Origin of the sequence: Jiangella sp. DSM 45060, assembly GCF_900105175.1 — a bacterium.
Taxonomy (GTDB): Bacteria; Actinomycetota; Actinomycetes; order Jiangellales; family Jiangellaceae; genus Jiangella.
In genome coordinates, this window is record NZ_LT629771.1 from 1,781,549 (window position 1) to 1,807,639 (window position 26,091).

The 26,091-nt window shown below is 71.8% G+C and carries 20 protein-coding genes and 1 pseudogene; 10 read left to right on the plus strand and 11 right to left on the minus strand.

The features are described 5' to 3' along the window. Nucleotides 1-4: 4 nt before the first annotated feature. Nucleotides 5-739, minus strand: coding sequence for an SDR family NAD(P)-dependent oxidoreductase (locus BLU82_RS08065; RefSeq protein ID WP_092618206.1), 735 nt, complete (start codon nucleotides 737-739; stop codon nucleotides 5-7). Between the two features lie 32 nt (nucleotides 740-771). Here BLU82_RS08065 and BLU82_RS08070 point away from each other — a divergent pair, with 32 nt between their 5' ends. From BLU82_RS08070 to BLU82_RS08095, 6 genes are all read left to right on the plus strand, one after another. Continuing rightward, complete coding sequence (locus tag BLU82_RS08070; RefSeq protein ID WP_092618219.1) at nucleotides 772-1,320, plus strand: MarR family winged helix-turn-helix transcriptional regulator; 549 nt, start codon at nucleotides 772-774, stop codon at nucleotides 1,318-1,320. A gap of 6 nt (nucleotides 1,321-1,326) precedes the next feature. Beyond that, nucleotides 1,327-2,163: a M55 family metallopeptidase gene (locus tag BLU82_RS08075; RefSeq protein WP_092618222.1), complete on the plus strand. Its 837-nt coding sequence runs from the start codon at nucleotides 1,327-1,329 to the stop codon at nucleotides 2,161-2,163. Further along, nucleotides 2,156-3,442 carry a M20/M25/M40 family metallo-hydrolase gene (locus BLU82_RS08080; RefSeq protein WP_092618234.1) on the plus strand — a complete coding sequence of 429 codons (1,287 nt, stop codon included), beginning with the start codon at nucleotides 2,156-2,158 and terminating at the stop codon, nucleotides 3,440-3,442. The genes BLU82_RS08075 and BLU82_RS08080 overlap by 8 nt, the downstream gene beginning before the upstream one ends. Nucleotides 3,443-3,466: 24 nt before the next feature. Then, nucleotides 3,467-5,395, plus strand: coding sequence for an LpqB family beta-propeller domain-containing protein (locus BLU82_RS08085; protein WP_197682802.1), 1,929 nt, complete (start codon nucleotides 3,467-3,469; stop codon nucleotides 5,393-5,395). Between the two features lie 14 nt (nucleotides 5,396-5,409). Then, complete coding sequence (locus BLU82_RS08090; protein WP_092625593.1) at nucleotides 5,410-6,327, plus strand: LD-carboxypeptidase; 918 nt, start codon at nucleotides 5,410-5,412, stop codon at nucleotides 6,325-6,327. A gap of 275 nt (nucleotides 6,328-6,602) precedes the next feature. Beyond that, a complete protein-coding gene (locus BLU82_RS08095; protein ID WP_092618240.1) occupies nucleotides 6,603-7,328 on the plus strand; it encodes a ZIP family metal transporter in 726 nt (241 codons plus the stop codon). Here the strand turns inward: BLU82_RS08095 and BLU82_RS08100 are convergent. The 4 genes and pseudogenes from BLU82_RS08100 to BLU82_RS08115 form a co-directional block, all read right to left on the minus strand. Further along, nucleotides 7,312-8,093: pseudogene (locus tag BLU82_RS08100) on the minus strand (GNAT family N-acetyltransferase). The gene BLU82_RS08095 and the pseudogene BLU82_RS08100 sit on opposite strands and share 17 nt — an antisense overlap. Nucleotides 8,094-8,233: 140 nt before the next feature. Then, on the minus strand, nucleotides 8,234-8,887 hold the full coding sequence (locus tag BLU82_RS08105) for a hypothetical protein (RefSeq protein WP_092618243.1): 654 nt from the start codon (nucleotides 8,885-8,887) through the stop codon (nucleotides 8,234-8,236). Continuing rightward, the gene (locus BLU82_RS08110) at nucleotides 8,887-9,975 is read right to left on the minus strand and encodes a hypothetical protein (protein WP_092618246.1); all 1,089 of its coding nucleotides are present in this window, start codon (nucleotides 9,973-9,975) and stop codon (nucleotides 8,887-8,889) included. The genes BLU82_RS08105 and BLU82_RS08110 overlap by 1 nt, the downstream gene beginning before the upstream one ends. A 35-nt stretch (nucleotides 9,976-10,010) precedes the next feature. Then, on the minus strand, nucleotides 10,011-11,651 hold the full coding sequence (locus tag BLU82_RS08115) for a metallophosphoesterase (protein WP_197682805.1): 1,641 nt from the start codon (nucleotides 11,649-11,651) through the stop codon (nucleotides 10,011-10,013). A 268-nt stretch (nucleotides 11,652-11,919) separates the two neighbouring features. Here BLU82_RS08115 and BLU82_RS08120 point away from each other — a divergent pair, with 268 nt between their 5' ends. Beyond that, complete coding sequence (locus BLU82_RS08120; RefSeq protein WP_092618249.1) at nucleotides 11,920-14,130, plus strand: MMPL family transporter; 2,211 nt, start codon at nucleotides 11,920-11,922, stop codon at nucleotides 14,128-14,130. A 141-nt stretch (nucleotides 14,131-14,271) separates the two neighbouring features. Continuing rightward, nucleotides 14,272-14,877 carry a TetR/AcrR family transcriptional regulator gene (locus BLU82_RS08125; protein ID WP_092618252.1) on the plus strand — a complete coding sequence of 202 codons (606 nt, stop codon included), beginning with the start codon at nucleotides 14,272-14,274 and terminating at the stop codon, nucleotides 14,875-14,877. Here BLU82_RS08125 and BLU82_RS08130 read toward each other — a convergent pair. The 6 genes from BLU82_RS08130 to BLU82_RS08155 all read right to left on the minus strand — a co-directional run bounded on the left by BLU82_RS08130 (nucleotide 14,846) and on the right by BLU82_RS08155 (nucleotide 22,473). After that, nucleotides 14,846-15,847: an ABC transporter ATP-binding protein gene (locus BLU82_RS08130; protein ID WP_092625597.1), complete on the minus strand. Its 1,002-nt coding sequence runs from the start codon at nucleotides 15,845-15,847 to the stop codon at nucleotides 14,846-14,848. The genes BLU82_RS08125 and BLU82_RS08130 overlap by 32 nt on opposite strands. An 8-nt stretch (nucleotides 15,848-15,855) precedes the next feature. Further along, nucleotides 15,856-16,869, minus strand: coding sequence for an ABC transporter ATP-binding protein (locus tag BLU82_RS08135; protein ID WP_092618256.1), 1,014 nt, complete (start codon nucleotides 16,867-16,869; stop codon nucleotides 15,856-15,858). Beyond that, nucleotides 16,869-17,753 (minus strand): ABC transporter permease, encoded by an 885-nt coding sequence (locus BLU82_RS08140; RefSeq protein WP_092618259.1) that lies wholly within the window; start codon nucleotides 17,751-17,753, stop codon nucleotides 16,869-16,871. Before BLU82_RS08140 ends, BLU82_RS08135 begins: the two co-directional genes overlap by 1 nt. Further along, nucleotides 17,750-18,784 carry an ABC transporter permease gene (locus BLU82_RS08145; protein WP_092618262.1) on the minus strand — a complete coding sequence of 345 codons (1,035 nt, stop codon included), beginning with the start codon at nucleotides 18,782-18,784 and terminating at the stop codon, nucleotides 17,750-17,752. Before BLU82_RS08145 ends, BLU82_RS08140 begins: the two co-directional genes overlap by 4 nt. A gap of 7 nt (nucleotides 18,785-18,791) precedes the next feature. Continuing rightward, on the minus strand, nucleotides 18,792-20,711 hold the full coding sequence (locus BLU82_RS08150) for an ABC transporter substrate-binding protein (protein WP_092618265.1): 1,920 nt from the start codon (nucleotides 20,709-20,711) through the stop codon (nucleotides 18,792-18,794). 532 nt (nucleotides 20,712-21,243) lie between these two features. Continuing rightward, nucleotides 21,244-22,473 (minus strand): IS256 family transposase, encoded by a 1,230-nt coding sequence (locus BLU82_RS08155; protein WP_092614075.1) that lies wholly within the window; start codon nucleotides 22,471-22,473, stop codon nucleotides 21,244-21,246. A gap of 1,085 nt (nucleotides 22,474-23,558) precedes the next feature. On the opposite strand from BLU82_RS08155, the gene dxr reads away from it, so the two are divergent. After that, the gene (dxr, locus tag BLU82_RS08160; RefSeq protein ID WP_092618268.1) at nucleotides 23,559-24,764 is read left to right on the plus strand and encodes a 1-deoxy-D-xylulose-5-phosphate reductoisomerase; all 1,206 of its coding nucleotides are present in this window, start codon (nucleotides 23,559-23,561) and stop codon (nucleotides 24,762-24,764) included. Continuing rightward, nucleotides 24,764-26,080: an RIP metalloprotease gene (locus BLU82_RS08165; RefSeq protein WP_092618271.1), complete on the plus strand. Its 1,317-nt coding sequence runs from the start codon at nucleotides 24,764-24,766 to the stop codon at nucleotides 26,078-26,080. The genes dxr and BLU82_RS08165 overlap by 1 nt, the downstream gene beginning before the upstream one ends. Nucleotides 26,081-26,091 lie beyond the last annotated feature (11 nt).

Consider the following 26,091-nt stretch of genomic DNA (forward strand, 5'->3'; position numbering starts at 1 on the left):
CGTCCTAGCGGCCGAGGTAGGCGCCGCCGTTGACGTGCAGGATCTGGCCGGTGACGTGCCCGGCGGCGGGCGCGGCGAGGTACTGGACGGCGGCGGCGACGTCCTCGACGGTGCCCTCGCGCTTGGTCATGGTGTCGCCGACCAGGCGCTCGCGGCGGGCGTCGGTGAGCCGGTCGCGGAAGAACTCCGTCCCGACGGTCAGGCCGGGGGAGACGACGTTGGCGGTCAGGCCGCGCGGCCCGATCTCGGCCGCCAGTGACGCCGTCCACGCCTCGATGGCCGCCTTGGCCGCGCCGTAGTCGCCGCCGCCGCGCCGGGCCGCGATCGAGCCGATCGTGACGATGCGCCCGCCGGACGGCATCCGCGGCAGCAGCGCGGTCGTCATGAGCACGGCGGTCAGCACGTTGGCGTCGAAGTTGGCCCGCCAGGCCGCCGCCTCGGCGGCGAGGTCGCCGGGCTCGGGCGCCGGGTGGTCCATGCCGGTGTTGCCGCCGGCGGCGTTGACCAGGACGTCGATCGTGGCCGGCAGCCGGTGCAGGGCCTCGGTGACGGCGGCCGGGTCGGACGCGTCGAAGTCGACGGCGCTGACCTTCGCGCCGAGCTCGGCGACCGTCTCGTCCAGCTTCGACCGCCGCCGCCCGGTGACGACGACGGTGTCGCCGGCGGCCGCGAAGCCCGCGGCCACGGCTCGTCCGATGCCGGTGCCGCCGCCGGTGACGACGATGGTGCGTGCGTTCATCGAGAACTCCTTTAGTGCTAAAGTATCTGCCGATGACAGATTACCTCGACGGCGCCGACCGCATCCAAGCCGCGTGGCGGCGCGAGCTGCCGGGCGTCCCGGTCGACTCCATCGGCGTCATCACGCGGCTCTGGCGGGCGGGGCAGCTGCTCGCCGACGACCGCCGCCGCACGCTCGAGCGCCTGGGCATCGACAACCCGACGCTCGACCTGCTCAGCACGTTGCGCCGCAGCGGCGCGCCGTACCGGCTGACGCCGGGGCAGATCGCCGCGCGCAGCTTCGTCACCGCCGGCGCCGTGTCGCAGCGCATCGCCCGGGCCGAGGCGGCCGGGCTGGTGCGGCGCGAGCGGTCGGCGGCGGACGGGCGCTCGGCGGTCGTCGTCCTCACCGACGAGGGGCGAGCGCTGAACGAGCGGGTCGTCGCCGACCTGCTGCGGCACGAGGAGACTCTGCTCGACGGCCTCGACGACGCTCAGCGCGCGGCGCTGGCGGAACTGCTCAAGACGCTGCTGGACGATCTGACCCGCCGGTTCGGCGCGGAGGACCGTCCGCCGCGCGACGGAGGCGACCAGCTACCGTAGCCCCCTATGAAGGTGCTGATCTCGGCGGACATGGAGGGGGCCACCGGCGTCACCTGGCCCGCGGACGTCGAGCCGGGGACGGAGCAGTGGCAGCGCTGCCGGGCCATGTTCACGTCCGACGTCAACGGCGCCATCGCGGGCCTGTTCGACGGCGGCGCCGACGAGGTGCTGGTCAACGAGGCGCACGCGACCATGCGCAACCTGCTGCTCGAGCAGCTCGACGAGCGCGCCACCATGATCACCGGCCGGCACAAGGCGCTGACCATGGTCGAGGGCATCCAGGGCGGCGACGTCGACGGCGTCGTCTTCCTCGGCTACCACGCGGGCGCCGGCGCCGAGGGTGTCCTCGCGCACACCTACCTGCCCAACTCCATCACCGGGGTCTGGGTCGACGGCGACCCCGCCAGCGAGGGCCGGCTGAACGCGCTGGTCGCGGCCGAGTACGGCACACCGGTCATCCTGGTCACCGGTGACGACCGCGCCTGCGCCGACGCACTCACATACGCGCCGCGGGCCCGCACCGCCGCCGTCAAGGACTACGTGTCGCGCTACGCGGCCCGCTGCCGCCCGCCGGCGCGCACGTTCGAGGACATCCGCGCCGAGGCGAAGGCGGCCGCGGGGCTCGCCGTCCGGCACGAACCGGCCACGGACCGCGGGCCGTACACCGTCGAGATCGAGGTCGACGCCACGCAGCTGGCCGACTTCGCCGGTATGGTCCCGACGGTGGAACGCGTCGCCGAGCGCCGGGTGCGCTACACCGCCGCCACCGCGCACGACATGATCCGCTGCTTCAAGGCGGTCACGACGCTCATCTCCAACGGCATCGAGAAGAACTATGGCTGACCCCGACGTCCTGACCCTCGCCGCCGACCTCATCCGCATCGACACCACCAACCCGGGCGACGGCACCGGCCGTGAGCGGCCCGCCGCCGAGTACGTCGCCGAGAAGCTGGGCGAGGCGGGCATCGATGCCACGCTGATCGAGTCGGCGCCCAACCGCGCCAACGTCGTCGCCCGCATCGAGGGCAGCGACCCCGGCCGCGACCCGATCCTCGTCCACGGTCACCTCGACGTCGTGCCGGCCGAGGCCGCCGACTGGTCCGTGCACCCGTTCTCCGGCGAGGTCCGCGACGGCATGCTGTGGGGCCGCGGCGCCATCGACATGAAGGGCATGGACGCGATGATGCTCGCCGTCGCGCGGGCTTGGGCGCGCGAGGGCCGCCGGCCGGCCCGCGACGTCGTCCTCGCGTTCACCGCCGACGAGGAGGCCAGCGCCGCGCACGGCTCGACCTGGCTGGTCACCAAGCACGCCGACCTGTTCGAGGGCGTCACCGAGGGCATCAGCGAGTCCGGCGGCTACACCTTCCATGCCGGGGGCAAGCGCCTGTACCCCGTCGCGGCCGGCGAGCGGGGCACCGCCTGGCTGCGGCTGACGGCGCGCGGCCGGGCCGGGCACGGGTCGCGCGTCAACGAGGACAACGCGGTGGCCTCGCTGGCCGGAGCGGTGCACCGGCTGGCCGAGTACGAGTGGCCGGTGCGGCTGACGCCGACGGTGCGCGCGTCGCTGGAGTCGATCGGGGCCGCCCTCGGCGTGCCGGTCGACCTCTCCGACGTCGCCGGCACGATCGCGCGGTTCGGCGAGGCGCGCCAGCTGGTCGAGGCCGTCCTGCGCAACAGCACCAACCCGACGGTGCTGAGCGCCGGCTACAAGGTGAACGTCATCCCCGAGACCGCGACGGCGCTGGTCGACGGGCGCGTCGTGCCCGACGCCCGCGACGAGTTCGAGGCCACCGTCACGTCGCTGACCGGACCCGACGTGAGCTGGGAGTACGAGCACGCCGAGATCGCGCTCTCCGCCGACCCCGCGTCGCCGACGTTCGCCGCCATGGCCGCCGCGCTGCTGGCCGAGGACCCGGGCGCGCACGTCGTCCCCGTCTGCATGGCCGGCGGCACCGACGCGAAGCAGTTCTCCCGGCTCGGCATCACCGGCTACGGCTTCTCGCCGCTTCGGCTGCCGCCCGACCTCGACTACTCGGCCCTGTTCCACGGCGTCGACGAGCGCGTGCCCGTCGACGCGTTGGAGTTCGGCGTCCGGGTACTGGACCGGTTCCTGACCACCTGACCTCGTCTTTCGCTGGGAGAGTCCGTGCCCGAGACCGCACCGTACGGGAGCTGGCCGTCGCCGGTGACCGCCGAGATCGTCGCCGAGAACGACGGCCGGCCCGGCTGGGTGAGCCACGCCGGCGGCGCGCTGTGGTGGACGCGGCCGCAGCCGGCGGAGGGCGGGCGGGTCGCGCTGCTGCGGCTGCCGCAGGGCGGGGACGAGCCCGAGGTGGTGCTGCCGGTGCCGTGGAACGTGCGCACCCGCGTGCACGAGTACGGCGGGCTGGCGTACGTGGCGCTCGGCGACGGCTCCGTCGTGTTCGCCGAGTACTCCGACCAGCGGCTGTACCGGTTCGTCCCGGGTTCCGGCGACGACCCCGTGCCGCTGACGCCGGAGCCGTCCATCCCGTCCGGGCTGCGCTACGCCGAGCCGGTGCAGTCGCCGTCGGGGACCGAGGTGTGGTGCGTGCGCGAGGAGCACACCGGGCCGGAGCCGTCGGACCTGCGGCGGGCGCTGGTAGCGGTGCCGCTGGACGGGTCCGGCGACGTGCGGGTGCTGGTCGAGGACACCCGGTTCCTCGCCTGCCCGCGTCCGTCGCCCGACGGCGGGCGGCTGGCGTGGATCGGCTGGGACCACCCGAACATGCCGTGGGACGGCACCGTCGTGCGGGTCGCGCCGGTGGCTGCAGACGGGTCCGTGGGCGCGCCCGTGACCGTCGCCGGCGGCGAATCTGAGTCGATCCCGCAGATCGAGTGGGAGACCCCCGACGCGCTGATCGCCGCGACCGACCGGACCGGCTGGTGGAACCTGCACCGCGTCCGGGTCGACGTCGAGGGCGCCGAGCCCGAGCAGTTGTGCGATCGGGCCGAGGAGTTCGCCGGGCCGCTGTGGCAGCTGGGGCTGCGCTGGTTCGTGCCGCTCGGCGAGGGCGAGGTCGCGGTGATCCGCGGCCGGGCGTCGGCGCGGCTGAACCTGCTCGTCACCACGACCGGCCTGCTCTACGACCCGCTCGAGGACGCGCACAGCGAGTGGGCGCCGACGCTCGCGGTCTCCGGGCGCACCGTCTACGGCGTGGCGGCCTCGCCGGTGGCGCCGTACGAGGTGGTGCAGGCGTCCGTCGGCGCGGTGTCGGCGGTGGTGCCGTCGACGCTGTCCGTGCCGGTGACGTCGCTGCCACTGCCGCAGACGCGGACGTTCGCCGGGCCGGGCGGACGCGACGTCCACGCCATCGTGTACCCGCCGTCGGGGTTGCGGTTCGGCGGCGTCGGCGCGGAGAAGCCGCCGTACGTCGTGTTCGTGCACGGCGGGCCGACCGGCCGGGAGCCGATGGTGCACGACCTCGAGGTCGCCTACTTCACCAGCCGCGGCCTGGGCGTCGTCGACGTCAACTACGGCGGGTCGACCGGGTTCGGCCGCGACTACCGCGAGCGGCTGCGCCAGCAGTGGGGCATCGTCGACGTCGAGGACTGCGTGGCGGCGGCGAAGGCGCTGGTCGACGAGGGTTTCGCGGACGGCTCACGGCTGGCGATCAGGGGCGGGTCGGCCGGCGGCTGGACCGCGGCGGCCGCGCTGGCGTTCACCGACGTGTTCGCCTGCGCGACCATCATGTACCCGGTGCTGGATCTGGTGGCGTTCCGCACCGGCGAGACGCACGATTTCGAGTCGCAGTACCTGGAGGGCCTGGTCGGGCCGTGGCCGGAGACGGAGGAGCGGTACCGCGAGCGGTCGCCGATCAACGTCCCGGAGAAGTTCACCGTCCCGTTCCTGCTGCTCCAAGGGCTGGAGGACGAGGTCTGCCCGCCCGGTCCCACGGCGCGGTTCGCGGAGCGGGTGGCGGAGCTCGGGGTGGAGCACGAGTACATCACCTTCGAGGGGGAACAACACGGCTTCCGACGCAAGGAGACGATCGTGACCGCACTGGAGAAGGAACTCGCGCTGTACGCCAGGGTCTTCGGGTTCACGGCCTCGTGACCGGGCGGCCGTCGATGGTGCCGCTGCGCCGGCCCCGCCGCCTCGTCGAGGGTGACCGCGTCGCCGTCGTCGCACCGGCCGGACCCGTCCCCAAGGACCGCCTGGACGCCGGGTGCGCGATCCTGCGCTCCTGGGGCCTGGACGTCGTCGTCATGCCGCACGTGCTGTCCGTCCACCCCTCGTTCGAGTACCTCGCCGGCACCGACGCCGAGCGCGCCGCGGACCTGCAGGAGGCCTGGTGCTCGCCGGACTTCGCGGCCGTGCTGTGCGCGCGCGGCGGGTACGGGGTGCAGCGGGTGTCGTCGCTGCTGGACTGGGGCGCGATGGCCGCCGCCGCGCCCAAGGCGTTCGTCGGCTACAGCGACATCACGGCGCTGCACTCGGCGTTCGCCCGCCTCCTCGGCGTCGCGACCATCCACGGCCCGATGATCGGGGCCGAGGCGTTCGTCACGTCGTCCTCCACCGCCGAGGGGCTGCGGTCGATGCTGTTCGGCGGCGCGGCCGGGACGGTGCTGACGTCGCCGTCCGCCCGGGCCCTGGTACCCGGCGTCGCCTCCGGCGTCACCGTCGGCGGGTGCCTGGCGCTGCTGGCCGCCGAGCTCGGGACGCCGACCGGGCTGCCGTCGGCCGCCGGGGCGCTGGTGCTGCTGGAGGACGTGGGGGAGAAGGCGTATCGGCTGGACGGGTTCCTCACGCATCTGCTGCGGTCGGGCTGGCTGTCCGGCGCGGCCGGGATCGCCCTCGGATCCTGGTACGACTGCGAGCCGGTGGAGGCGCTGATGCTGGACCGGCTGGCGCCCTTGGGCGTGCCGATCGTGACCGACCTGGGCTTCGGCCACGGCCCGTCGTCGATCACCGTCCCCCTGGGGGTGCCGGCGACGCTGGACGCCGAGGCCGGGACGCTGACGCTGGATGCGGACGCGCTGACGTAGCACGTCTGTAGCGCCGATCGACGCCGAGCGGTGGGCGGCCGAGCGGTGGGCCGACGACGAGATCTTCGGCCCGGACGATCCGCTGACCGACGAGTGGGAGCGGGCCAAGCGGCGGTGACCTCCTGCGTCATGCTCGACACCTCGGTGGTGATCGACCTCGGCGCCAACACCCCCTGCTGACCCGCAACCCCGCCGACTTCGCCGACGTCGTCCGGCTGCTCGAGGTCGTCGAAATCTGAGGTCGTCGCGGGCTTCGGCCGCTATTGTCGCGTCCTGTGAGCGCGTTGCTCTGGGGCCTGCTGGCCAGCTCGTCGCTGATCATCGGTGCGCTGATCGTCATGGCGCGGCCGCTGCCGCAGCGGGTGGTGGCGCTGATCATGGCGTTCGGCGCCGGCGTCCTCATCAGCGCCGTCGCGTACGACCTCGTCCAGGACGCGTTCGAGCAGAGCAACGGCCGGGTGCTGCTCGCCGGCCTGGCCGCCGGCGCCGTCACGTTCTACGTCGGTGACCTGCTGATCGACCGTCTCGGCGGCGCGGACCGGAAGCGCTCGACCGGGGCGCAGGCCGGTGGCGCCGGCGCGGCGATCGCGTTCGGCACCGTCCTCGACGGCATCCCGGAATCCGTGGTGCTCGGTACGACGCTGGCCGGTGGCGGCGGCATCAGCGTGGCGATGCTGGCCGCGGTGTTCGTGTCGAACCTGCCCGAGGCGATGTCCGCGTCGGTCGGCCTGCTGAAGTCCGGCACGTCGCGGCGGTCCGTCCTGCTGCTGTGGGTGGGGACGACGGTCGTGGCGGGCGTCGCGTCGTGGGCCGGCTGGTACTTCGTCGGCTCGGCGGGCGGCGGCACGGTGGCGCTGGTGCAAGCGTTCGCGGCGGGTGCCCTGCTGACCATGCTGACCGACACGATGGTCCCCGAAGCCTACGAGTTCGGCGGCCCCTCGACGGGGTTGGTGACGGTGCTCGGGTTCAGTGTGGCGTTCGGGCTCAGCACCCTCGCCTGACCGGTCCGACGGCGTGTTCGGTGAACTGGCCACAGGAGCGGAACCCCACGCGGCGGTAGACGGGCTCGCCGTCGGCTGACGCCTGCAGGACCGCGACGCGGTGGTCGCGGTCGCGGGCCGCGCGTAGTGCGGCGAGCGTGATGGCGCCGCCATAGCCGCGCCGGCGGTGGGCGGCGAGGGTGGAGATGTTGTAGATGCCGACGACTCCCGCGTGCTGGAACACTTCTGCGGAACAGACCGGACGGTTCTCCACGTAGCCGACCAGATACCGGGCCGGGCACTGCGCGGCCAGTGCCTGCGGGGCGGCCTCGGCGAAGAAGCGGCGGACGGTGGCTGCGGGCGGGTCCCAGTTCGCGGCGAGCACCGTGGCGTAGTCGGTGAGCTGTTCGGGCGTGGCGGCCGTCCGGATGTCCAGTCCCTGGACGGCGGGTGGCGGCAGGGTGTCGTCGTCCAGGTCGGCCCACATCGCCGTCTCGCGGTCGGACGCCGGCAGACCGGCCGCCGTCAGGCGGGCGGCGAGGTCCGCTGGAGTCGAGGCGGGCCCCACCCACCAGGAGAAACGACGACCGGTGCGAGCCAGCGACCCAGCGGTCCCGACGATACGGGCCGACGCGTCGGTGGCGGTGAAGCGGGCCGCGCGACGATGTTGAACGTGTCGTCGTCCATGCCGCTGTCGGCGATCCAGAGGTCGCCGGCCTCGGTGACGGTCGCACCGGTCATGCTCCGGTGCAGGTGACAGGCATGCTCGGCCAGGTTCCGTTCCATCCTGTCCAACAGATCGGCCTCATCGAGGACGTGACCACCCATGGTGATCGATCCCAGCACGACCGGGCGACGATCGCATGCGATTTTGTCGTCCGTCGGGACGATGTCGCGCGCTGGCGACCAGCGCGCCCTCGCCCGAGCTACTCGTCCCGCGGTTCGCGGTCTGCCAGGATCTTGTCGACGGCGTCGGCCTGCTCGGTGTGCCCGGTATCGCGGTAACTCCGCTGCGCGTCCAGGAGGTCGGCGCGGGCTTCGTCGGCCCGCTCGCCCTCCGCCGGCCCGCTGCGCTTACCTGCGGCGGTGAGCTCGTCGAGTCGCTGGCGGAACCCGGCCGGCTCGGGCCGCGAATACTCGACGTCGGCCCCGGGCTCCCGGTAGGCGGCCAGGTCCTCGAAGGTGATGCCGCGCGCCGCCATCCACTCCAGCGTTTCCGGGCCGACTCGCTCGGGGTGCCGGTACGGGATGTCGCGGAGGTAGGTGGTCATCCGGTGCCGCCCCCACCGTTCGCGCGGGACGGGGTACGGGTCGCCCGGCGGCGGCTCCGCCCCAAACACGTCGAACCAGAGACCGCGCAGGTATTCGTCGGTGGACCACTGGGTCTCGGACGGGAACGGCCCGACCGACGAGTCACGGATGTGCGCCGCCAACTCGTCGCGGAATCCGCGCAGGTCGTTGAAGTTGCTCTCCAACCACGCGGGGACGTTCTCGCACGCCTCCACGTAGTACTCGATCAACTCGCCGCCGCCGTCGCTGAACCGCTGCCGCCACCATCGGAAGTTCTCACTGATCTGCATCACAACTCCGTGTAGCTCATCTCGTTGGCGCGATCATCCAGAAAGTACCCGGTGATCAGGCGCCAGGGTCGGGGAGGCTTCTTCGCGAAGATGATCACACTTCCAGGGTGCCGTCCTGATGACACGAGGTCATGGTCGCGGACCTGAGGTGGTCGCCCGTGCCCCGCCATGGAGCCATCGCGCGCATCGAGCCACAGCTCTTCGCCGGGGCCGGTGTCCGTGCCAGGCCCGCGTACGGCGAACACGTCTTCCGCGGTGATCCCGGTGTCGGCGGGGCGTAGGAAGATGCTGATGAAGGTGTCGCCGCGTGCCTTGCCATCGAGATAGGTGTCGAGCGCTGCCTGGGTCCGACCCGCGGCGAGGAGGAGGGCGATCAGCGGCTTGGCCGCCGCGGCCGGTGAGGTGTAGTTGCCCGCTGTCGTGCCCACACCGTGGGGCTTCCCGTTCGCTCGCCAGGATTCGGCGGAGCCGTCGGGGTTGAGTCGCCAGCCGTCCACGCCGGCGGGATCGAGGAGCCACTGGACTCGGGCGATCTGGTGTTCGCGGCGTAGGTGGTGGCCGTGGCGTTCGACGGCGTGGGAGGAGTGGCCGAGGAGCAGGGTGCGGGCGAGGTGCTGCAGTTTCGGCGGGAACTGGGCGACGACCTGGTTGATGGCGCGGCGTTGGGCGGCGGCGTCGGGGAGCTGTTGCTGCATCGCCGCGGCGTCCTCGGCGGTCGTCTGGACGCTCGGTGTCGGCGCGGGTGGCAGCGGGATCGAGGTCGCCGGTACTGCGCCGGGGCGGAGGAGGGCGTCGATCTCGTCGGCGTGCTGGGCGAGAACGTGAGCGACCTCGGCGAAGGTGTCCTCGCGAGTCGCGGTCATGTGGGTGCCGAGGAGGCGGATCTCGTGCGCGGTCCCGAGCAGGGAGCGGCGCAGCTCGGCGGAGGGTGAACCCGCAGCGGCGGCCTCGACGGCGCCGGTGGTGGCGTCGACGCGGGCGCGGACGGCGCCGTCGAGGTGTTCGGCGAGGCCGGGCAGGGAGTCGAGGGCGGCGCGCAGCGACTCCGCGGCGTGCCGCACGCCGTCATCGCCGCCCTCTCCCTGCATTGCTCCACGGTAGTGGAGGACGACCGGCCGGATCGTCAGCGCGGCCGGCCGTGCAGCAGCGGATTCCCGACCTCGAGGTGCCGCAGCACCTCGTTGACATCGGAGGAGCCGGCGAGGCCGAAGTCGCGCGCTTCGATGATCACGCGGTCGGCGTAGACGTCGATGGTGAGGCCGCGGTTGATGTCGCGGGTGACGACCTCGCTGATGCCGCTGGTGTTCTCGCCGCGGGCGTCCCACTCGACGTGCATGGCGCCGGTGTTGACGGCGAGGAACCCGTCCGGGTGGCCGCCGGGGACGCGGCGGCGGACGGCCCAGTCGCCGAGCTCGAACGGGTAGTGGGTGTGGCCGGTCAGGAAGATCACGTTCGGGTGGTCCCCGAAGAGTGCGGTCAGCTCGTCGTTGCGGTCGTACGACTCGTGGTACCAGGGGATCCACGACGCGGAGACGGTGTCGCCCAGCGGGAAGTGGGCCATGACGATCACCTGCTTCTTCCGCGCGGTCCAGTAGTCCAGCCGCTCGTCCAGCCACTCGACCTGCTCGTCGGACATCCCGACCTCGGGCGGACGGGGGAACTCCTGCCCGATCACCAGCACCGGCACCGAGCCACCGGCCCCGGAGAGGACGTACTCGCCGTAGACGCGGTCCCGCCCGGCGAAGTCGAGGAACCGGTCGCGCAGCGTCTCCCACGACTCCGCCGCGTAGCTCTCGTGGTTCCCGATCGCCGCCGCCAGTTGGTCCGGCATGATCCCGTCGGCGGTGGCGCCGGCCACTACGTCGGAGATCTGGCGCCATTCGGCGGTGGTCCCGGTCGGGACGATGTCGCCGGCGATCAGCAGCCCGGCGGCGTCGGGGCGGACGGCGTCGAGGTCGCGCAGGCCGTGGGCGAAGTCGCTCGGATGACCCTGGATGTCGCTGACCACCCAGAGCGACGTGGCCGCGTCCAGCGACGGCGTCGGCGTCGCGGTCGTGCGGACGGAGACGCTGTCGATCGCCCAGTACCAGGAGTTGCGCGGCGCGTCGAGACGCCAGCGGAACACGGCCTGCCGCGCGCCCGAGGGCACGCTGAAGCGCAGCGCCTCGGTGCTGTTCGCGAGGTCGCCGTCGTAGTCGTCGGCAGTGTTGGTGGCGTCGTAGCGCAGCAGCGTGGTCTCCTCGCCACTGCCGTCGAACTCGACGGTGACGGTGGCGGACTGGCCGGTCCACGGCCGCAGGTGCGAATCGAAGGCGAGCTCCAGCTCGGCGTGGCCGAACACCCGGACCGGCCGCGAGACCAGGGTGGTGTCGAACCGGTCGGCCGCGCCGGGGGCGTCGTCGTACTCGTCGGAGTCGGCGACGGCGATGACGTCGTCCGCGCGGCCGAACCGGAACCGCATCTGGTCCTCGGCCGCCGTCCAGTACTCCCGGGTGGTGAAGGTCCAGCCGCGCCAGTCGTCGACGCCGCCGGCCGCCATGTCGGGCGCGACCTCGACGGCCCAGCCGCGGGGCGGCTCGTGGGTGTAGCCGTCGCCGGCGACCGCGCCGGCCAGGCCGTTGAAGCTCTCGCGCCACAGGGTCTGCTGGCCGAGGCGGGACTCCTCGGCGACCGCCGTCGTCCCCATGACCGCCAGCGGGGCGGCCACCGCGGCGCTCATCAGGGCCGCCGTCACAGCTGCGCGTCTGCGCGCTCGGATCGTCATGGCCGGACGGTAGGCGGCCCAGGTGACCACCGGCCGGGGTGCGGGCGACGGGAAGGTGACCAGCGGCCGTCATGCCCGTTGTGAAAAATTGCCCGATGAGAAGATTTGCGTGATGTGCAAGAAGTCAGTTAGTGTCATCTTGCGGACGGGGCAGGCTGGTAGTTGCAGTCTCACATCGGAGTGGGTCGCGGCACACATCGCTCTCAGGCTGTTCACAGGTTTGCCGTGGTGTTCTGACGTCGCTCTTCTCACACCCTTGGAGTCTTTGGTGGCGACATTCCTCTACCGGCTCGGCCGGTTCTCCTATCGGCGCCGCGGGGTGGTGCTGGCCATCTGGCTCGGCCTCGTCGCGCTCTTCGGGGTGGGCGCCTCGACGCTGTCCGGGCCCACGTCCGACACGTTCTCCATCCCCGGCACCGAGTCCCAGGAGGCGTTCGACCTCCTCGAGGAGCGGTTCCCCGGCGGCAACACCGACGGCGCGCAGGCGCGCGTCGTGTTCGCCGCCCCCGAGGGCCAGACCCTGGCCGACCCGGCCAACCAGGCCGCGGTCCAGGACGTCCTGGCCGACCTCCAGGCGGCGCCGCAGGTCGCCGACGTGCCCGACCCGTTCGAGATCGGCACCGTGTCCGAGGACGGCGCCATCGCGTTCTCGCAGGTCACCTATTCCGTCCCGTTCTTCGACCTCACCGACGAGGCGCGCGAGGCGCTCACCGAGGCCGCCGAGGGCGGTCGCGACGCCGGCCTGACGGTCGAGCTCGGCGGTGAGGCGGCCATGAGCGACGAAGAGCCGGCCGGCACCGAGATCATCGGCATCGGCGTCGCCGCCGTGGTGCTGATCCTCACGTTCGGCTCGCTGATCGCCGCCGGCCTGCCGCTGATCACGGCCATCCTCGGCATCGTCATCGGCATGTCCGCCATCACCGCGGCGAGCGGGTTCATGGACATCGGGTCCAGCACACCCACGCTCGCGCTCATGCTCGGCCTGGCCGTCGGCATCGACTACGCGCTGTTCATCGTGTCGCGCTTCCGGCACGAGCTGGCCATGGGGCGCGACGGCGAGGAGGCCGCCGGTCGCGCCGTCGGCACGGCCGGGTCCGCGGTCGTGTTCGCCGGGCTCACGGTCATGATCGCGCTGGCCGGTCTGTTCGTCGTCAACATCCCGATGCTGACCGAGATGGGGCTCGCCGCGGCGCTCACCGTGGGCGTCGCCGTCATCATCGCGCTCAGCCTGCTGCCCGCCCTGCTCGGCTTCGCCAAGCACCGGGTGCTCGGCGGACGGATTCCCGGTCTGCGCCGCATCCGTGAGCGGGCCACCGACGACGAGAGCAAGCCCACCCTGGGCCGGCGCTGGGTGAACCTGGTGACGCGGCGCCCGGTCGCCGTGCTCACCGTCGCGGTCGTCGCCATGCTGGCTCTCGCCGCGCCGCTGCTCGACCTTCGCCTCGGCCTGCCCGACGAGGGCAGCTCGCCGCCCGACAGCACGCAGCGCCAGGCCTACGACCTCACCGTCGAGGGCTTCGGTCCCGGCTTCAACGGCCCGCTCACGGTGGTCGTCGACGGGTCCGGCAGCCCCGACGCGCAGGCCGCGGCCGACTCCGTCGCCGGCTCGCTGGAGAGCTTCGAGGGCATCGCCACGGTCACGCCGCCCGTGCTCAACGAGGCCGGCGACACCGCGATCATCAACGTCGTGCCCGAGTCCGGCCCGGGCAGCGCCGAGACCGAGGAGCTCGTCGGCGACATCCGCGACGAGATCGGCGCCGTCGGCGAGGAGGCCGGTGCGAGCGTGTCCGTCACCGGCGCCACGGCCGTCAACATCGACTTCTCCGAGCGCATGACCGAGGCGCTGCTGCCGTACCTGGCGCTCGTGGTCGGACTGTCGTTCGTGCTGCTGATGCTGGTGTTCCGGTCGCTGCTGGTGCCGCTGAAGGCCGCGCTGGGCTTCCTGCTCACCATGGGTGCGACGTTCGGCGCCATCGTCGCGGTGTTCCAGTGGGGCTGGTTCAACGGACTGCTGGGCATCGAGCAGACCGGGCCGATCATCAGCATGCTGCCGATCTTCCTCATCGGTGTCGTGTTCGGCCTGGCCATGGACTACCAGGTGTTCCTGGTGACGCGCATGCGCGAAGAGCACGTCCACGGCGCGGCGCCCACGGAGTCGGTGGTCATCGGCTTCCAGCACGGTGCACGGGTGGTCAGCGCCGCCGCACTCATCATGATGAGCGTGTTCGCCGCGTTCATCTTCGGCGGCGAGGACGTCATCATGCAGGTCGGCCTCGCGCTGGCGGCCGCGGTCGCATTCGACGCGTTCGTCGTCCGCATGACCATCGTGCCGGCGGTCATGACGCTGCTGGGCAGCCGGGCCTGGTTCCTGCCGCGCTGGCTGGACCGCCTGCTTCCCAACGTCGACGTCGAGGGCGAGAAGCTGGCCCGCCAGCTCCGGGAGGAGCCCGAGCCGCAGCTGGAAGCGGCGCAACGCTAGACCCCCCGGTGAAAAGAGGACGGGCGGCCGGACGGAGAGGTCCCGGCCGCCCGTCCGCCTGTCCGGCGGGGTGGAGCACCCCGCAAGTTTTCTCACTCAGAACTTTTGCGGTCTCTGCAATTTTTCGGTAAAGTAGTTGACATGACAGCAGAAGTGGGCCTGCGGGAGCGCAAGAAGGCGGCCACCCGCGCCGCCCTCGCCGGCGCCGCCAACCGGCTCGCCATCGAGCTGGGGGTCGAGCACGTCACCGTCGAGGCCATCGCGGCCGCCGCCGACGTGTCGCCGCGGACGTTCCACAACTACTTCTCCAGTCGCGAAGAGGCCATTGTGGCCTCGATCATCGACTGGGCCGAGCGACTCACCGACGAGATCGAGGCGCGGCCCGCCGACGAGCCGATCTGGGACAGCCTGCTGGCGGTGTTCCTGGGGTCGGTCGAGGACGGCGCCGCGGCGCACGCCCGCATGATGGCACAGATTGAGATGGTGCTGGCCCATCCGTCGGTCATCGCGAACCAGCTGGCCGCTCTCGACACCATGCGCCGCCGGTTCGCCGAGGCCATCGCCGTCCGTACCGGCACCGACACCTCCCGCGACCTCTACCCGCACCTCATCGCGGGCGCCGCCGGGCTGGCCTTCAAGACGGCCGTCGACATCTGGGCGTCGGGACCGCCCGAGCGCTCCCTGCACGAACTGGTCGCCGACGGGTTCGCGCAGATCAGGAACGGGTTGCCGCAGCCGGGTCGGTGACGGTCGAGGCGTAGTGGCAGGCCACCTGGGTGGCCGTCCCGCCGGCCAGGACGCCGGGATCGGTGCCGCGGCAGGCGTCGTCGACCGCGACGGCGGCAGCGGCGCCCGACGCGAGCACGGGGCAGCGCAGGTGGAACCGGCAGCCTGACGGGATCCGCGTCGGGTCGGGCGGCTCGCCCTGCAGCACGACGGGCGAGCCGGGCGCGTCCGGCAGCACCGACAGCAGCGCCTGTGTGTACGGGTGCTCCGGCGCGGTCAGGATCTTCTCCACCGGCCCGGTCTCGACGATCCGGCCCAGGTACATGACGGCGACACGGTCGGCGATGTTCCACGCCAGCCCGAGGTCGTGGGTGACGACGAGCGCGGCCAGCCCCAGTTCGTCGCGCAGCCGCAGCAGGAGCGCCAGGATCTCGCCGCGCACCGACGCGTCGAGGGAGGCGACCGGCTCGTCGGCGACGATCACGTTCGGGTCCAGCACCAGCGCGCCGGCGATGACGACCCGCTGCCGCTGCCCGCCGGACAGCTCGTGCGGGAAGCGCAGGAAGAACCGGTCCGGCGGCCGCAGCCCCGCACGCGACAGCGCGTCCGCCACCCGCTCCCGCTCGTTCGGCACGTCGCCGTGGATGCGCAGCCCCTCGGCGACGGCGTCGTACACGGTGTGCCGCGGGTTCAGCGAGCCGCTCGGGTCCTGCAGGACGAGCTGGACGTCGCGGCGGAACGCCTTGAGCGCCTTCGACGTGTAGGCCAGGGGGGTGCCGCGGTGCAGCACCCGGCCGGACGTCGGCTTCTCCAGCCCGAGCAGCGTCCGCGCCAGCGTCGTCTTCCCGCAGCCGGACTCGCCGACCAGCGCGACGATCTCGCCGGGCGCGATGTCGAGGTTGACGCCGTCGACGGCGCGGGCCCGGCCGCCGCGGCGGGCCTCGAACTCCACGTGGACGTCCTCGGCGGCCAGGATCGGTGCACTGCGCATCGGCTCGCTCACGCGGACTCCCGCCCTTCCGAGGTGGTCGCCAGCAGGGACAGCCCGTCGTCGGGGAGGACGCGGACGCAGGCCGCCCGCCGCTCGCCGTCGCCCACGGGCCACAGCGCCGGGTCGACGGCGTCGCAGTGCTCCAGCCGCACCGCGCAGCGCGGATGGAACGCGCACCCGGACGGCAGCTCGGCCGGGTCGGGCGGGTCGCCGGCCAGCCCTTGGGGCCGCCGCCGCGACGCGGGGTCGCCGATGCGCGGGAACGCCGCCGCCAGCGCCTCGCCGTACGGGTGACGTGCCGCGCCGAACACGGCGGCGGCCGGGCCATCTTCGACGATCCGCCCGGCATACATGACGGCCAGCCGGTCGCAGGTGTCGGCGAGGACGGACAGGTCGTGGCTGATCATCAGCAGGCTGATGCCCTGCTCGGCGACGAGCGACTCGATCAGCGTCAGGATCTGCGCCTGGATCATCACGTCCAGCGCCGTCGTCGGCTCGTCGGCGACGATCAGCCGCGGGTCGCAGGCCAGCGCCATCGCGATCATCACCCGCTGCCGCTGCCCGCCGGACAGTTCGTGCGGGTACGCGTCGGCGCGCCGGGCCGGCAGACCGACGTGCTCCAGCAGCTCGCGGGTCTTCCGCCGGATCTCGGCGTCGGTGGCCTTCGAGTGCAGCCGGATCGGCTCGGCGATCTGCGCGCCGATGCGCTGGACGGCGTTCAGCGAGTGCATGGCGCCCTGGAAGACGATCGACGCGCCGGCCCAGCGCACCGCACGCAGCCGCCCCCAGCCCATCGTCAGGATGTCCTCACCATCGAAACGGATTTCACCGGTATAACGGGCGGACTTCGGCAGTAGCCGCAGCAGCGCCAGCGCCATCGTCGACTTGCCGCAGCCGGACTCGCCGGCCAGCCCGAGCTTCTGGCCGGCCTCCAGCGCGAACGACACGCCCCGGACGGCCGGCACGTCGCCGCCGGCGGTCCGGTAGGTCACGGCCAGGTCCTCGACCTCCAGCAGGGCCATCAGCGGCGCTCCCTCAGCTTCGGGTTCAGTACGCCCTCGATGGCGCGGCCGACCAGCGTGAACGCGAGCACGACCAGCACGATCGCGATGCCCGGCGGCAGGATGTACCACCACATGCGGGAGCTGACGGCGCCGACGTCGCGAGCCGCCTGGATGGTCGCGCCCCACGACGCGGTCGTCGGGTCGCCCAGCCCCAGGAACGCGAACGTCGACTCCAGCAGGATCGCCTCGCCGACCATCAGCGTCGTCTGCGCCAGCACGATCGGCATCACGTTCGGCAGCACATGGTTCATCATGACGTGCGTGTGCCCGCCGCCGAGCCCTCGGGCGCGCTCGATGTACGGGCGCGCCTCGACGGCGAGCGCCTGCGCCCGCACCAGCCGCGCCGTCGTCGGCCAGGACGTCACCCCGATCGCGACGATGATCGTGGTCAGGCTGCGGCCCAGGACTGCGGCCAGTACCACGCCCAGGACCAGCGTCGGCATGACGAGGAACCAGTCGGTCACCCGCATCAGCAGGCTGGAGCCCCAGCCGCCGAAGTGGCCGGCCAGGATCCCGAACAGGGTGCCGAACGCGATCGAGATGAACGTCGCCCAGAACCCGACGGTCAGCGAGACCCGCGAGCCCCAGATGATCAGGTCGACCATCGACCGGCCGGATCGGTCCGTGCCCAGCGGAAAGTCGGCGCTGGGCCCCTCCAGCGGCGACCCGGGCGGACGGGTGACGCTGAGCGCGTTGTCCGGGGTCAGCACCGGCGCCAGCAGTGCCGTCAGCACGAACAGCGCCAGCACCACCAGGCCGAAGACGCCGGCCCGGTTCTGCCGGTACGACGCCCAGAACCGCGCGGCCGTCCGCCGCCGCCGCGCCCACACCAGCGCGTTCACGGCCGCACCCGCGGATCGAGGACGGGGTAGAGCAGGTCGGCGACCAGGTTCATGAGGATCACCGCCGCGGAGAAGACGATGAACAGCCCCTGCACGAGCGGCAGGTCCGGGACCGACAGCCCGGAGTAGAACAGCTGGCCCAGGCCCGGCCAGCTGAAGATCGTCTCGACCAGCACCGCGCCGAAGACGACGAAGCCGAGCTTCACGAAGATCAGCGTGACGGTCGGCAGCAGCGCGTTCGGGACGGCGTGCCGGCGGCGCACGATGACATCGCGCAGGCCCTTCGCGCGCGCCGTCACGATGTAGTCGCTGCCCATCTCGTCCAGCAGCGACGACCGCATGATCATCAGGTACTGCGCGTACACCACCGCCACCAGCGTGACCAGCGGCAGCACCATGTGGTGCGCGATGTCGGGGATGCGTTCCCAGCCCTCGACGCCGGTGCTCTCCATGCCGCTGGTCGGAAACCAGCCGAGGGTGGAGGCGAAGATCACGATGAGGATCAGGCCGAGCCAGAAGCTCGGCACCGACCACAGCGTCAGCGCGACGCCGGTGTTGACGCGGTCGCTGAGTCCGCCGTGGTTCCACGCGCCGCGGACACCGAGCCACAGCCCGAGCGCCGCCGAGATCACCACGCTGGTGCCGACCAGCAACACCGTCGGCCACAGCCGATCGGCGATGAGGTCGGTGACCGGCCGGTTGAACTGGAACGACTCGCCGAAGTCCAGCCGCAGCACACCCGTCAGGTAGGACCAGAACTGCTCGGCCACCGACTTGTCCAGGCCGAAGTCGCGGCGCAGCTGCTCCTGCTGCTCGATGCTGACCGGACGGCCGTGCGTCATCGTCCGCACCGGGTCGCCCGGGACGATGCGGAACAGGAAGAAGCTGGTCAGGATGACGGCGAAGAGCGAGATCAGCGACCCGCCGAGCTTCTGGCCGTAGTACCGGAGCTTGCGCCGGACACCGGACCGGTCCCGCACGCTCTGCGCGAGCTGCGGGACCGGCGCGGTCGGCAGTGCCGAATCAGCCATCGGGCTCCTATTCGCGGTCGTCGGCGGTCGAGCCGCGACGCCGGAGCAGGAGGACGATCAGGCCGAGGACCACCACGGCCGCGGCGACGATGCCGACGATCAGCCCGGTGTTCGAGCCGCCGTCGTCGCTGCCGCCGTCATCGGACCCGCCGGCGGCGGCGTCGTCCTCCTCACCGACGGGGACCGCGGACCACCAGCTCCAGTAGCCGTCCTGGCCGTAGTAGTTGCCACCCGGGTCCGGCTGCGGGGTCATCGAGGCGATGACGTCGCTGCGGTAGGCCTCGAGCGCGTCGGCGTAGCCCCACACGACGAAGATGTTGTCGTCATAGAGCGTCTGCTGCATCTCCTTGACGATCTCCGCCCGGGCTTCGACGTCGAGCTCGGACAGCTGCTCGGCGTAGAGCTGGTCGTAGGTGTCGTTGCAGTAGTACGCGTCGGACAGGTACGGCCCGCCGAGCTCCGTCGGCAGCCCACTGCACAGGTTGATCGACAGCACGTAGTTCGGGTCCGGGTTGACGTTCCAGCCGGTGGTCAGGATGTCGTAGGTGCCCTCGTCGAGCAGCGAGCCGACCTCGGAGACCGGCTCGACCCGCAGTTCCATGCCGGCCTCGCGGGCCCATTCGGCCATCATCTCGGCGGCCTGGATGTACTGCGGGTTGTCGCCGTGCACGTTGAAGCGGAACGACAGCGGCCGCCCGTCCGGGCCGACGCGGATGCCGTCGCCGCCGGGCGCGTAGCCGGCCTCGTCGAGCAGCCGGTTCGCCTCGTCGATGTCGAACGCGGTCGCCTCGTCCTCCGACGGTTCCCAGTGGAATGTGTCGTAGCGCGACGGGATGTAGCCGCCGTTGGCCTCGCCCAGGCCGCCGTACGCGACCTCGTAGATGGCGTCGCGGTCGATCGTGTGCACCAGCGCCTCGCGGACGACGGGGTCCTGCAGCGCCGGGTGGCCGTCGCCGAACGGGGTGCCGTCCTGCAGCCGGGCGCCGGGGTTCAGGGTGATGGCCTGGAACCGCTTGCCCTTGGCGGCATTGACGGTGATGTTCTCCTCGCTCTGCAACGCCTGGTACTGCGCCGGCGTCAGGTTGAAGACGAAGTCGACCTCGCCGCTTCGCAACGCCTCGACCTGCGCGTCGGGGTCGTCGATGTACCGCAGGATCAGCTGGTCGAACTTCGGCTCGCCGCGCCAGTAGTCGGGGTTCGCCTCGAGCGTGATCGACACGTTCGGCTCGTACGCGGTGAGGATGAACGGCCCGCTGCCGACGATCGGGAACTCGGTGTCGTTGTTGAACGCCCCGAAGTCGTCGACCTGCGACCAGATGTGCTCCGGCAGGATCGGCACGTCCAGCGCGAGCATCGTCACCTGCGGCTCGTTGAGGACGATCTCGACGGTCTGCTCGTCGGTGGCGGTGACTGACGCGAAGTTCTCGACGAAGTTGCCGTTCGCCTCGGCGGCGGCCGGGTCCGTCATCATCGTGTTGAACGTCCACGCGACGTCCTCGGCGGTGACGGGCTCGCCGTCGGTCCATGTGGCGTCCTCGCGGATGTGGTACGTCCAGGTGAGGCCGTCCTCGGAGGTGTCCCACGACTCCGCCAGCGCCGGGATCGTCTCACCGGTCTTCGGGTCATAGTTGGTGAGGAAGTCGTACATCCAGCGGCCGATGTTGGTCGTGAGCAGCCGCACCGCGATGAACGGGCTCAGCGAGTCGACCTCCTGCGCCACGGCGATCGTCAACGACGTCGCCTCCGCGTCGTCGGTCGCCTCCTCGGTGGCGGCGTTCGCGGGTAGCCCGGCCGCCGCCAGCCCGGACACGGCCAGCCCGGCCGCCGCGATGCCGGCGGCGAACCTCGCCACCCGCCCTCGACGGCCCGATGCTCGCTCGGAGTGCTGCGTCCGGTGCGTTCGGACGCGGGGAACGGATGTCGCCATGGGGGTACCTCGCATTCGACACGCAGAGAGTCGCGCCAGTAGACCTATTGGCCGGTTGGTCTACCACTGGCCCCGATGTGACGTCAATGGTCTGGACCTCTGGTGCGAGCGAATGTCCTGCGGTCTTTGCGGGATCGAGACCGAACGGCAGATCTTCCCGTGACGCTGGAAACATTCAGGACATTCGACTGCTTGACGCGGAAACAGCTGGAAACGGGCGCGTTTGTAGGGTTCCTGCCGCCTTGCCGTGCCCAGCCGGCCGCCGGCCGCATCCCGGCGGGCTTCGGCCGGGCACCGTGCCCGTGCCGCGCCGCTGAGGCGGGTGCGGCGGACAAGCAGACAGCGGCCAGCGCACCGGGACAAGCGGTGGGGCCGATGGCCAAACCTCCAGGCGGAGCCCGCGGAGTCGGCAGCCCGCGACGAGCGGCAAGCGGGCGGCACCTTCTGCGGCTCGAGGTTGTCGGTGCCCGCCCGGTGACGTCCCGCTGAGAGGTGGAGTTCTTCGACCACTGTGCGGGGTCAGTGGGTTAGATCATGCCGTCATGAGTTCGGGTTTGGCCACCTCCTTGGTGGTGGGTGTGGTGAGTAGCGCCATGGAGGCTTCGGAGAGGTAGCGGCGTTCGGCGGCGACCTGCCATTCATCGTGGGCCTCCACCAGGACAGCGCCGGCCAGGCGGAGCAGGGCGGCGGGGTTGGGGAACACTCCGACGACGTCGGTGCGGCGTTTGACCTCCTTGTTCAGCCGTTCCAGCGGGTTGGTGGACCAGATCTTCTTCCAGTGACTGATCGGGAACGCGGTGAACGCGAGGAGATCGTCGCTGGCGTCGCGCAGCATCTGTTCGACCTTGGGTAGTTGCCGGCCGAGCATGGTGGCGATGACGTCGAACTGCTCGTGCACGTGCTCGGCGTCGGGCTGGGCGAAGATCGTGCGGATCGCCGCGGCCACCATCTCGGCGTTGCCCTTGGGGACCTGGGCGAGCACGTTGCGTAGGAAGTGCACCCGGCAGCGCTGCCAGGCCGCCCCGAGCAGGACCGAGGCGATGGCGTGCTTGAGGCCGGTGTGGGCGTCGGAGATGACCAGCTGGACACCGCCCAGCCCGCGGGCCTTCAACGAGCGCAGGAACGCGGTCCAGAACGCGCCGTCCTCGCTGTCACCGACGTCGAATCCGAGCACCTCGCGGCGCCCGTCGGCGGTGACGCCGGTGGCGATGACCACCGCCTGGGACACCACGCGGCGGTTCACCCGAGCCTTGCAGTAGGTGGCGTCGAGGAACACGTACGGATAGGCCTGATCGGCCAGCGACCGGTCCCGGAAGCTGGAGACCTCGGCGTCGAGGTCGGCGCAGATCCGCGACACCTCCGACTTGGAGATCCCGCTGTCCGCGCCCAGCGCCTTGACCAGGTCGTCGACCTTGCGGGTCGACACCCCGTGCAGGTAGGCCTCCATGATCACGGCGAACAACGCCTGGTCGACTCGGCGGCGCCGCTCCAACAGGGAGGGGAAGAACGACCCGGTGCGCAACTTGGGAATGCGCAACTCCAGATCCCCGGCCGTGGTCGACAGGGTCCGCGGTCGCGAGCCGTTGCGGTGCGCGGTCCGATCCGCGCTGCGTTCCCACGGACCGGCGCCGATCACCGCCGTCGCCTCGGCCTCGATCAACGCCTGATACATCGCCTGCGCCGCGGTGCGAACCCGATCGTCCACGTCAGCGGCCCGCATCGCCTCGAGCACCTCAAGTAGGGCAGCATGGTCCAAGGCCATCGTGCGTTCGTGTCCTCTCGTGAGAATCCCTAGTCAGGTCTCACTGACCGTCGCACGATGGCCGCCCTACGCCACCGTCGACACGACGACGCTCAAGCGGGCCGGGAACTCCACCACGCCAAGGGACGTCACCGCCCGCCCGTAGGGTGGGCCCCACCCGGGCCGGGAGGGGTCTACCTACCACCGCGCGACGCGACGCTCGAGCAGCGCCGTCGTGAACTCGCGCCGCTTCCACCTTCGCTCGGCTTCGCGCCATGATCGTCCAGGTTTCGGGGCGCGATAGCACCACCACACCTGGATGATCATGGCACTGGGGGCGGCCAGCGGACGGCGACCCGGAGCGGAGCCGGTAGCCACACCCGAAGCAGCAGTGAGCGGCCAGCGGGCCTGGACCACCAGCGGAGCCGGTGCCGAACCCGACGCGGCCCGTGAGCGGCCAGCGGGCCTGGACCACCAGCGGAGTCGGTAGCCGGAACACCACCCACGGCCCGTGAGCGGCCAGCGGGCCAGGAGCCCAGCGGAGTCGGTAGCCGGACCACCACCCACGGCCAGTGAGCGGCCAGCGGGCCAGGAGCCCAGCGGAGTCGGTAGCCGGAACACCACCCACGGCCCGTGAGCGGCCAGCGGGCCAGGAGCCCAGCGGAGTCGGTAGCCGGAACACCACCCACGGCCCGTGAGCGGCCAGTGCGCCGGGACCAGCAGCGAAGTCGGTAGCCGGAACCCACCCAGCAAGGGCGAGCGGCCAGCGGATCAAGACCACAGCGAGCAGGGAAGCCGGGCCCATTGTCCGGCCGGCCCCCTGACGCTGCTTTCACGGGGGCGCGGGCGGCCGGGTCAAGCGGTCACGCGTCGCGCGAAGCGCCAAACGGTCCGCTTGAGGCGGCCACCCGCGCCCCCGACCATGGAGAGCAGCAGGGGGCTGGCCCCACGCGGCAGACCCAGCCAACGCGAGCCCGGCCAACCGAGAACCGGCGACCGATCGCAAGGGCGCCCGGCGGAGGGGCCAGTCGAGGCGGCCGGCGGAGAGCGACCGGCCGGAGCAGCACGATCACCGTCCTCTCAGGTTCGCCGTGGAGAATGGGTCCATGCCAAGCGTCCGCGACGTCGTCATCCTGGGCTCGACCGGGTCGGTGGGCACGCAGGCCATCGACGTCATCAGGCGGAACGCGGACAGGTTGCGGGTCACCGGGCTGGCGGCGGGCGGGTCCGATCCGGGGCAGCTGGCAAGGCAGGCGCTGGAGCTGGGCGCCGAGACCGTGGCCGTGGCGAAGGCGGGCGCCGCCGAGGACCTGCTGCTCGCTTTCTACCAAGAGGCGAGGAGCAGCGGCTTCGAGGCCGGCCAGTATCGCGTCCCCAAGGTCCTCGCCGGCCCCGACGCGGCGGCGGAGCTGGCGGCCACGCAAGAGGCCGACGTGGTGCTGAACGCGATCACGGGGTCGATCGGCCTCGCGCCGACCCTCGCCGCGCTGGACGCCGGGCGGACGCTGGCGCTGGCGAACAAGGAGTCGCTCATCGCGGGCGGGCCGCTGGTCAAGGCAAGGGCCGAGAAGGGCCAGATCGTCCCCGTCGACAGCGAGCACAGCGCGCTCGCCCAGTGCCTGCGCTCCGGCAGCCCCAGCGAGGTGCGCAAGCTCGTCCTGACGGCGAGCGGCGGCCCGTTCAGAGGACGGACCCGAGAAGAGCAGGAACACGTCACCCCCGAACAGGCGCTCGCGCACCCGACGTGGAGCATGGGCCCGGTCGTCACCATCAACTCCGCGAACCTGGTCAACAAGGGCCTGGAGCTGATCGAGGCGCACCTGCTCTTCGACGTCCCGTTCGACGCCATCGAGGTGGTGGTGCACCCGCAGTCGATCGTGCACTCGATGGTCGAGTTCATCGACGGGTCGACGATCGCGCAGGCGAGCCCGCCCGACATGCGCATCCCGATCGCCCTCGCCCTGTCCTGGCCCGGGCGCGTCACCGACGCCGCGCCGGCGTGCGACTGGACGAAGGCGTCGACGTGGGAGTTCGAGCCGCTCGACAACGAGGCGTTCCCGGCGGTCGAGCTGGCCAGATCGGCCGGTATGAGGGGCGGCCTGGCCCCGGCCGTCTACAACGCCGCGAACGAGGAATGCCTGGCCGCGTTCGTCGCCGGCCGGCTGCCGTTCGTGGGCATCGTCGACACCATCGACCGTATCCTTGACGAGTACGGTGGTGGTGACGCACGCAGCGTCGACGACGTGGCGGCCGCGGAGCACTGGGCCAGGGCCCGGGCGCGCGAGCTCGCCGGATCGGAAGAGGAACACTGATGGACCTGCTCGCCGTCGTCGGCATCCTGCTGTTCGCGGTCGGGCTCGTCGTCTCGATCGCACTGCACGAGATCGGGCATCTCGTGCCCGCCAAGCTGTTCGGCGTCAAGGTCAGCCAGTACATGATCGGCTTCGGCCGCACGGTGTGGTCGCGCAAGCGGGGCGAGACCGAGTACGGCGTCAAGGCCATCCCGCTGGGCGGCTTCGTCCGCATGATCGGCATGTTCCCGCCCGAGCCCGGCGGCGACGGCAACACGCTGCGCCAGTCCAGCACCGGCCTGTTCCAGACGATGGCCCGCGACGCCCGCACCGCGTCGCGCGAGGAGATCGGCCCCGGCGACGAGGACCGCGTCTTCTACCGCAAAGCCTGGTGGAAGAAGCTCATCATCATGCTCGGCGGCCCGGCCATGAACGTCGTGCTGGCCATCGTGCTGGCCGGCGGCGTGCTGATGACGTTCGGCAACCCCGACAAACCGGTGTTCGCCCCGGTGGTGAGCGTCGTCAACGAGTGCGTCATCCCGGCGTCTGAGAACCGCACCGAGTGCGCCGGCACCGACCCCGCGGCCCCTGCCGCCGCGGCCGGCCTGCTGCCCGGCGACCGCGTCCTCGAGATCGAGGGCACGCCCGTCACCACCTGGACCGAGGTCTCCGCCGCCATCCAGGACGCCGGCGCCGGCCCGATGCCCATGGTCATCGAGCGTGAGGGTCAGCGCATGGAGCTCGCGCCCGACCTCATCATGGCCGAGCGGCCCGACCCCGACGGCCCCGAGGGCGCCACCGTCGACACCAGCTTCCTCGGCATCGCCCCGACGCTCGACCACTTCCAGCAGGAGGACGTCGGCGGCACGCTCGCGTGGACCGGCGGCTTCATCAGCAACACCGCCGAGGCCATGTCGCGCATCCCGCAGCGCATGGTCGACGTCTGGGACGCGGCATTCGGGGGCGGCGAGCGCAACCCCGAGACTCCGGTCAGCATCGTCGGCGCTGGCCGCATCGGCGGCGAGATCGCGTCGGCCGACGGGCTCACCGCGGCGCAGCGGGTGGCCACCTTCATCATGATGCTGGCCTCGTTCAACATGGCCATCGCCATCTTCAACCTGGTGCCGCTGCTGCCGCTGGACGGCGGGCACGCGGCCGGCGCCATCTGGGAGGCCATCAAGCGGGCCTTCGCCAAGGTGTTCCGCCGGCCCGAGCCGCAGCCGGTCGACGTCGCCAAGGCGCTGCCGCTGGCCTACGGCGTCGCCGTCGTGCTCATCGGCATGAGCGCGCTGCTGATCTACGCCGACCTCGTCAACCCCGTCCGGCTACTGGGCTAGGAGAGAGTGAA

Excerpts from the sequence above, each read along its gene's own strand:
- BLU82_RS08065 (WP_092618206.1), bottom strand. The coding sequence starts at position 739 with ATGAACGCACGCACCATCGTCGTCACCGGCGGCGGCACCGGCATCGGA.
- BLU82_RS08070 (WP_092618219.1), top strand. The coding sequence starts at position 772 with ATGACAGATTACCTCGACGGCGCCGACCGCATCCAAGCCGCGTGGCGG.
- BLU82_RS08075 (WP_092618222.1), top strand. The coding sequence starts at position 1,327 with ATGAAGGTGCTGATCTCGGCGGACATGGAGGGGGCCACCGGCGTCACC.
- BLU82_RS08080 (WP_092618234.1), top strand. The coding sequence starts at position 2,156 with ATGGCTGACCCCGACGTCCTGACCCTCGCCGCCGACCTCATCCGCATC.
- BLU82_RS08090 (WP_092625593.1), top strand. The coding sequence starts at position 5,410 with ATGGTGCCGCTGCGCCGGCCCCGCCGCCTCGTCGAGGGTGACCGCGTC.
- BLU82_RS08105 (WP_092618243.1), bottom strand. The coding sequence starts at position 8,887 with ATGCAGATCAGTGAGAACTTCCGATGGTGGCGGCAGCGGTTCAGCGAC.
- BLU82_RS08110 (WP_092618246.1), bottom strand. The coding sequence starts at position 9,975 with ATGCAGGGAGAGGGCGGCGATGACGGCGTGCGGCACGCCGCGGAGTCG.
- BLU82_RS08115 (WP_197682805.1), bottom strand. The coding sequence starts at position 11,651 with ATGACGATCCGAGCGCGCAGACGCGCAGCTGTGACGGCGGCCCTGATG.
- BLU82_RS08125 (WP_092618252.1), top strand. The coding sequence starts at position 14,272 with ATGACAGCAGAAGTGGGCCTGCGGGAGCGCAAGAAGGCGGCCACCCGC.
- BLU82_RS08130 (WP_092625597.1), bottom strand. The coding sequence starts at position 15,847 with ATGCGCAGTGCACCGATCCTGGCCGCCGAGGACGTCCACGTGGAGTTC.
- BLU82_RS08135 (WP_092618256.1), bottom strand. The coding sequence starts at position 16,869 with ATGGCCCTGCTGGAGGTCGAGGACCTGGCCGTGACCTACCGGACCGCC.
- BLU82_RS08145 (WP_092618262.1), bottom strand. The coding sequence starts at position 18,784 with ATGGCTGATTCGGCACTGCCGACCGCGCCGGTCCCGCAGCTCGCGCAG.
- BLU82_RS08150 (WP_092618265.1), bottom strand. The coding sequence starts at position 20,711 with ATGGCGACATCCGTTCCCCGCGTCCGAACGCACCGGACGCAGCACTCC.
- BLU82_RS08155 (WP_092614075.1), bottom strand. The coding sequence starts at position 22,473 with ATGGCCTTGGACCATGCTGCCCTACTTGAGGTGCTCGAGGCGATGCGG.
- dxr (WP_092618268.1), top strand. The coding sequence starts at position 23,559 with ATGCCAAGCGTCCGCGACGTCGTCATCCTGGGCTCGACCGGGTCGGTG.
- BLU82_RS08165 (WP_092618271.1), top strand. The coding sequence starts at position 24,764 with ATGGACCTGCTCGCCGTCGTCGGCATCCTGCTGTTCGCGGTCGGGCTC.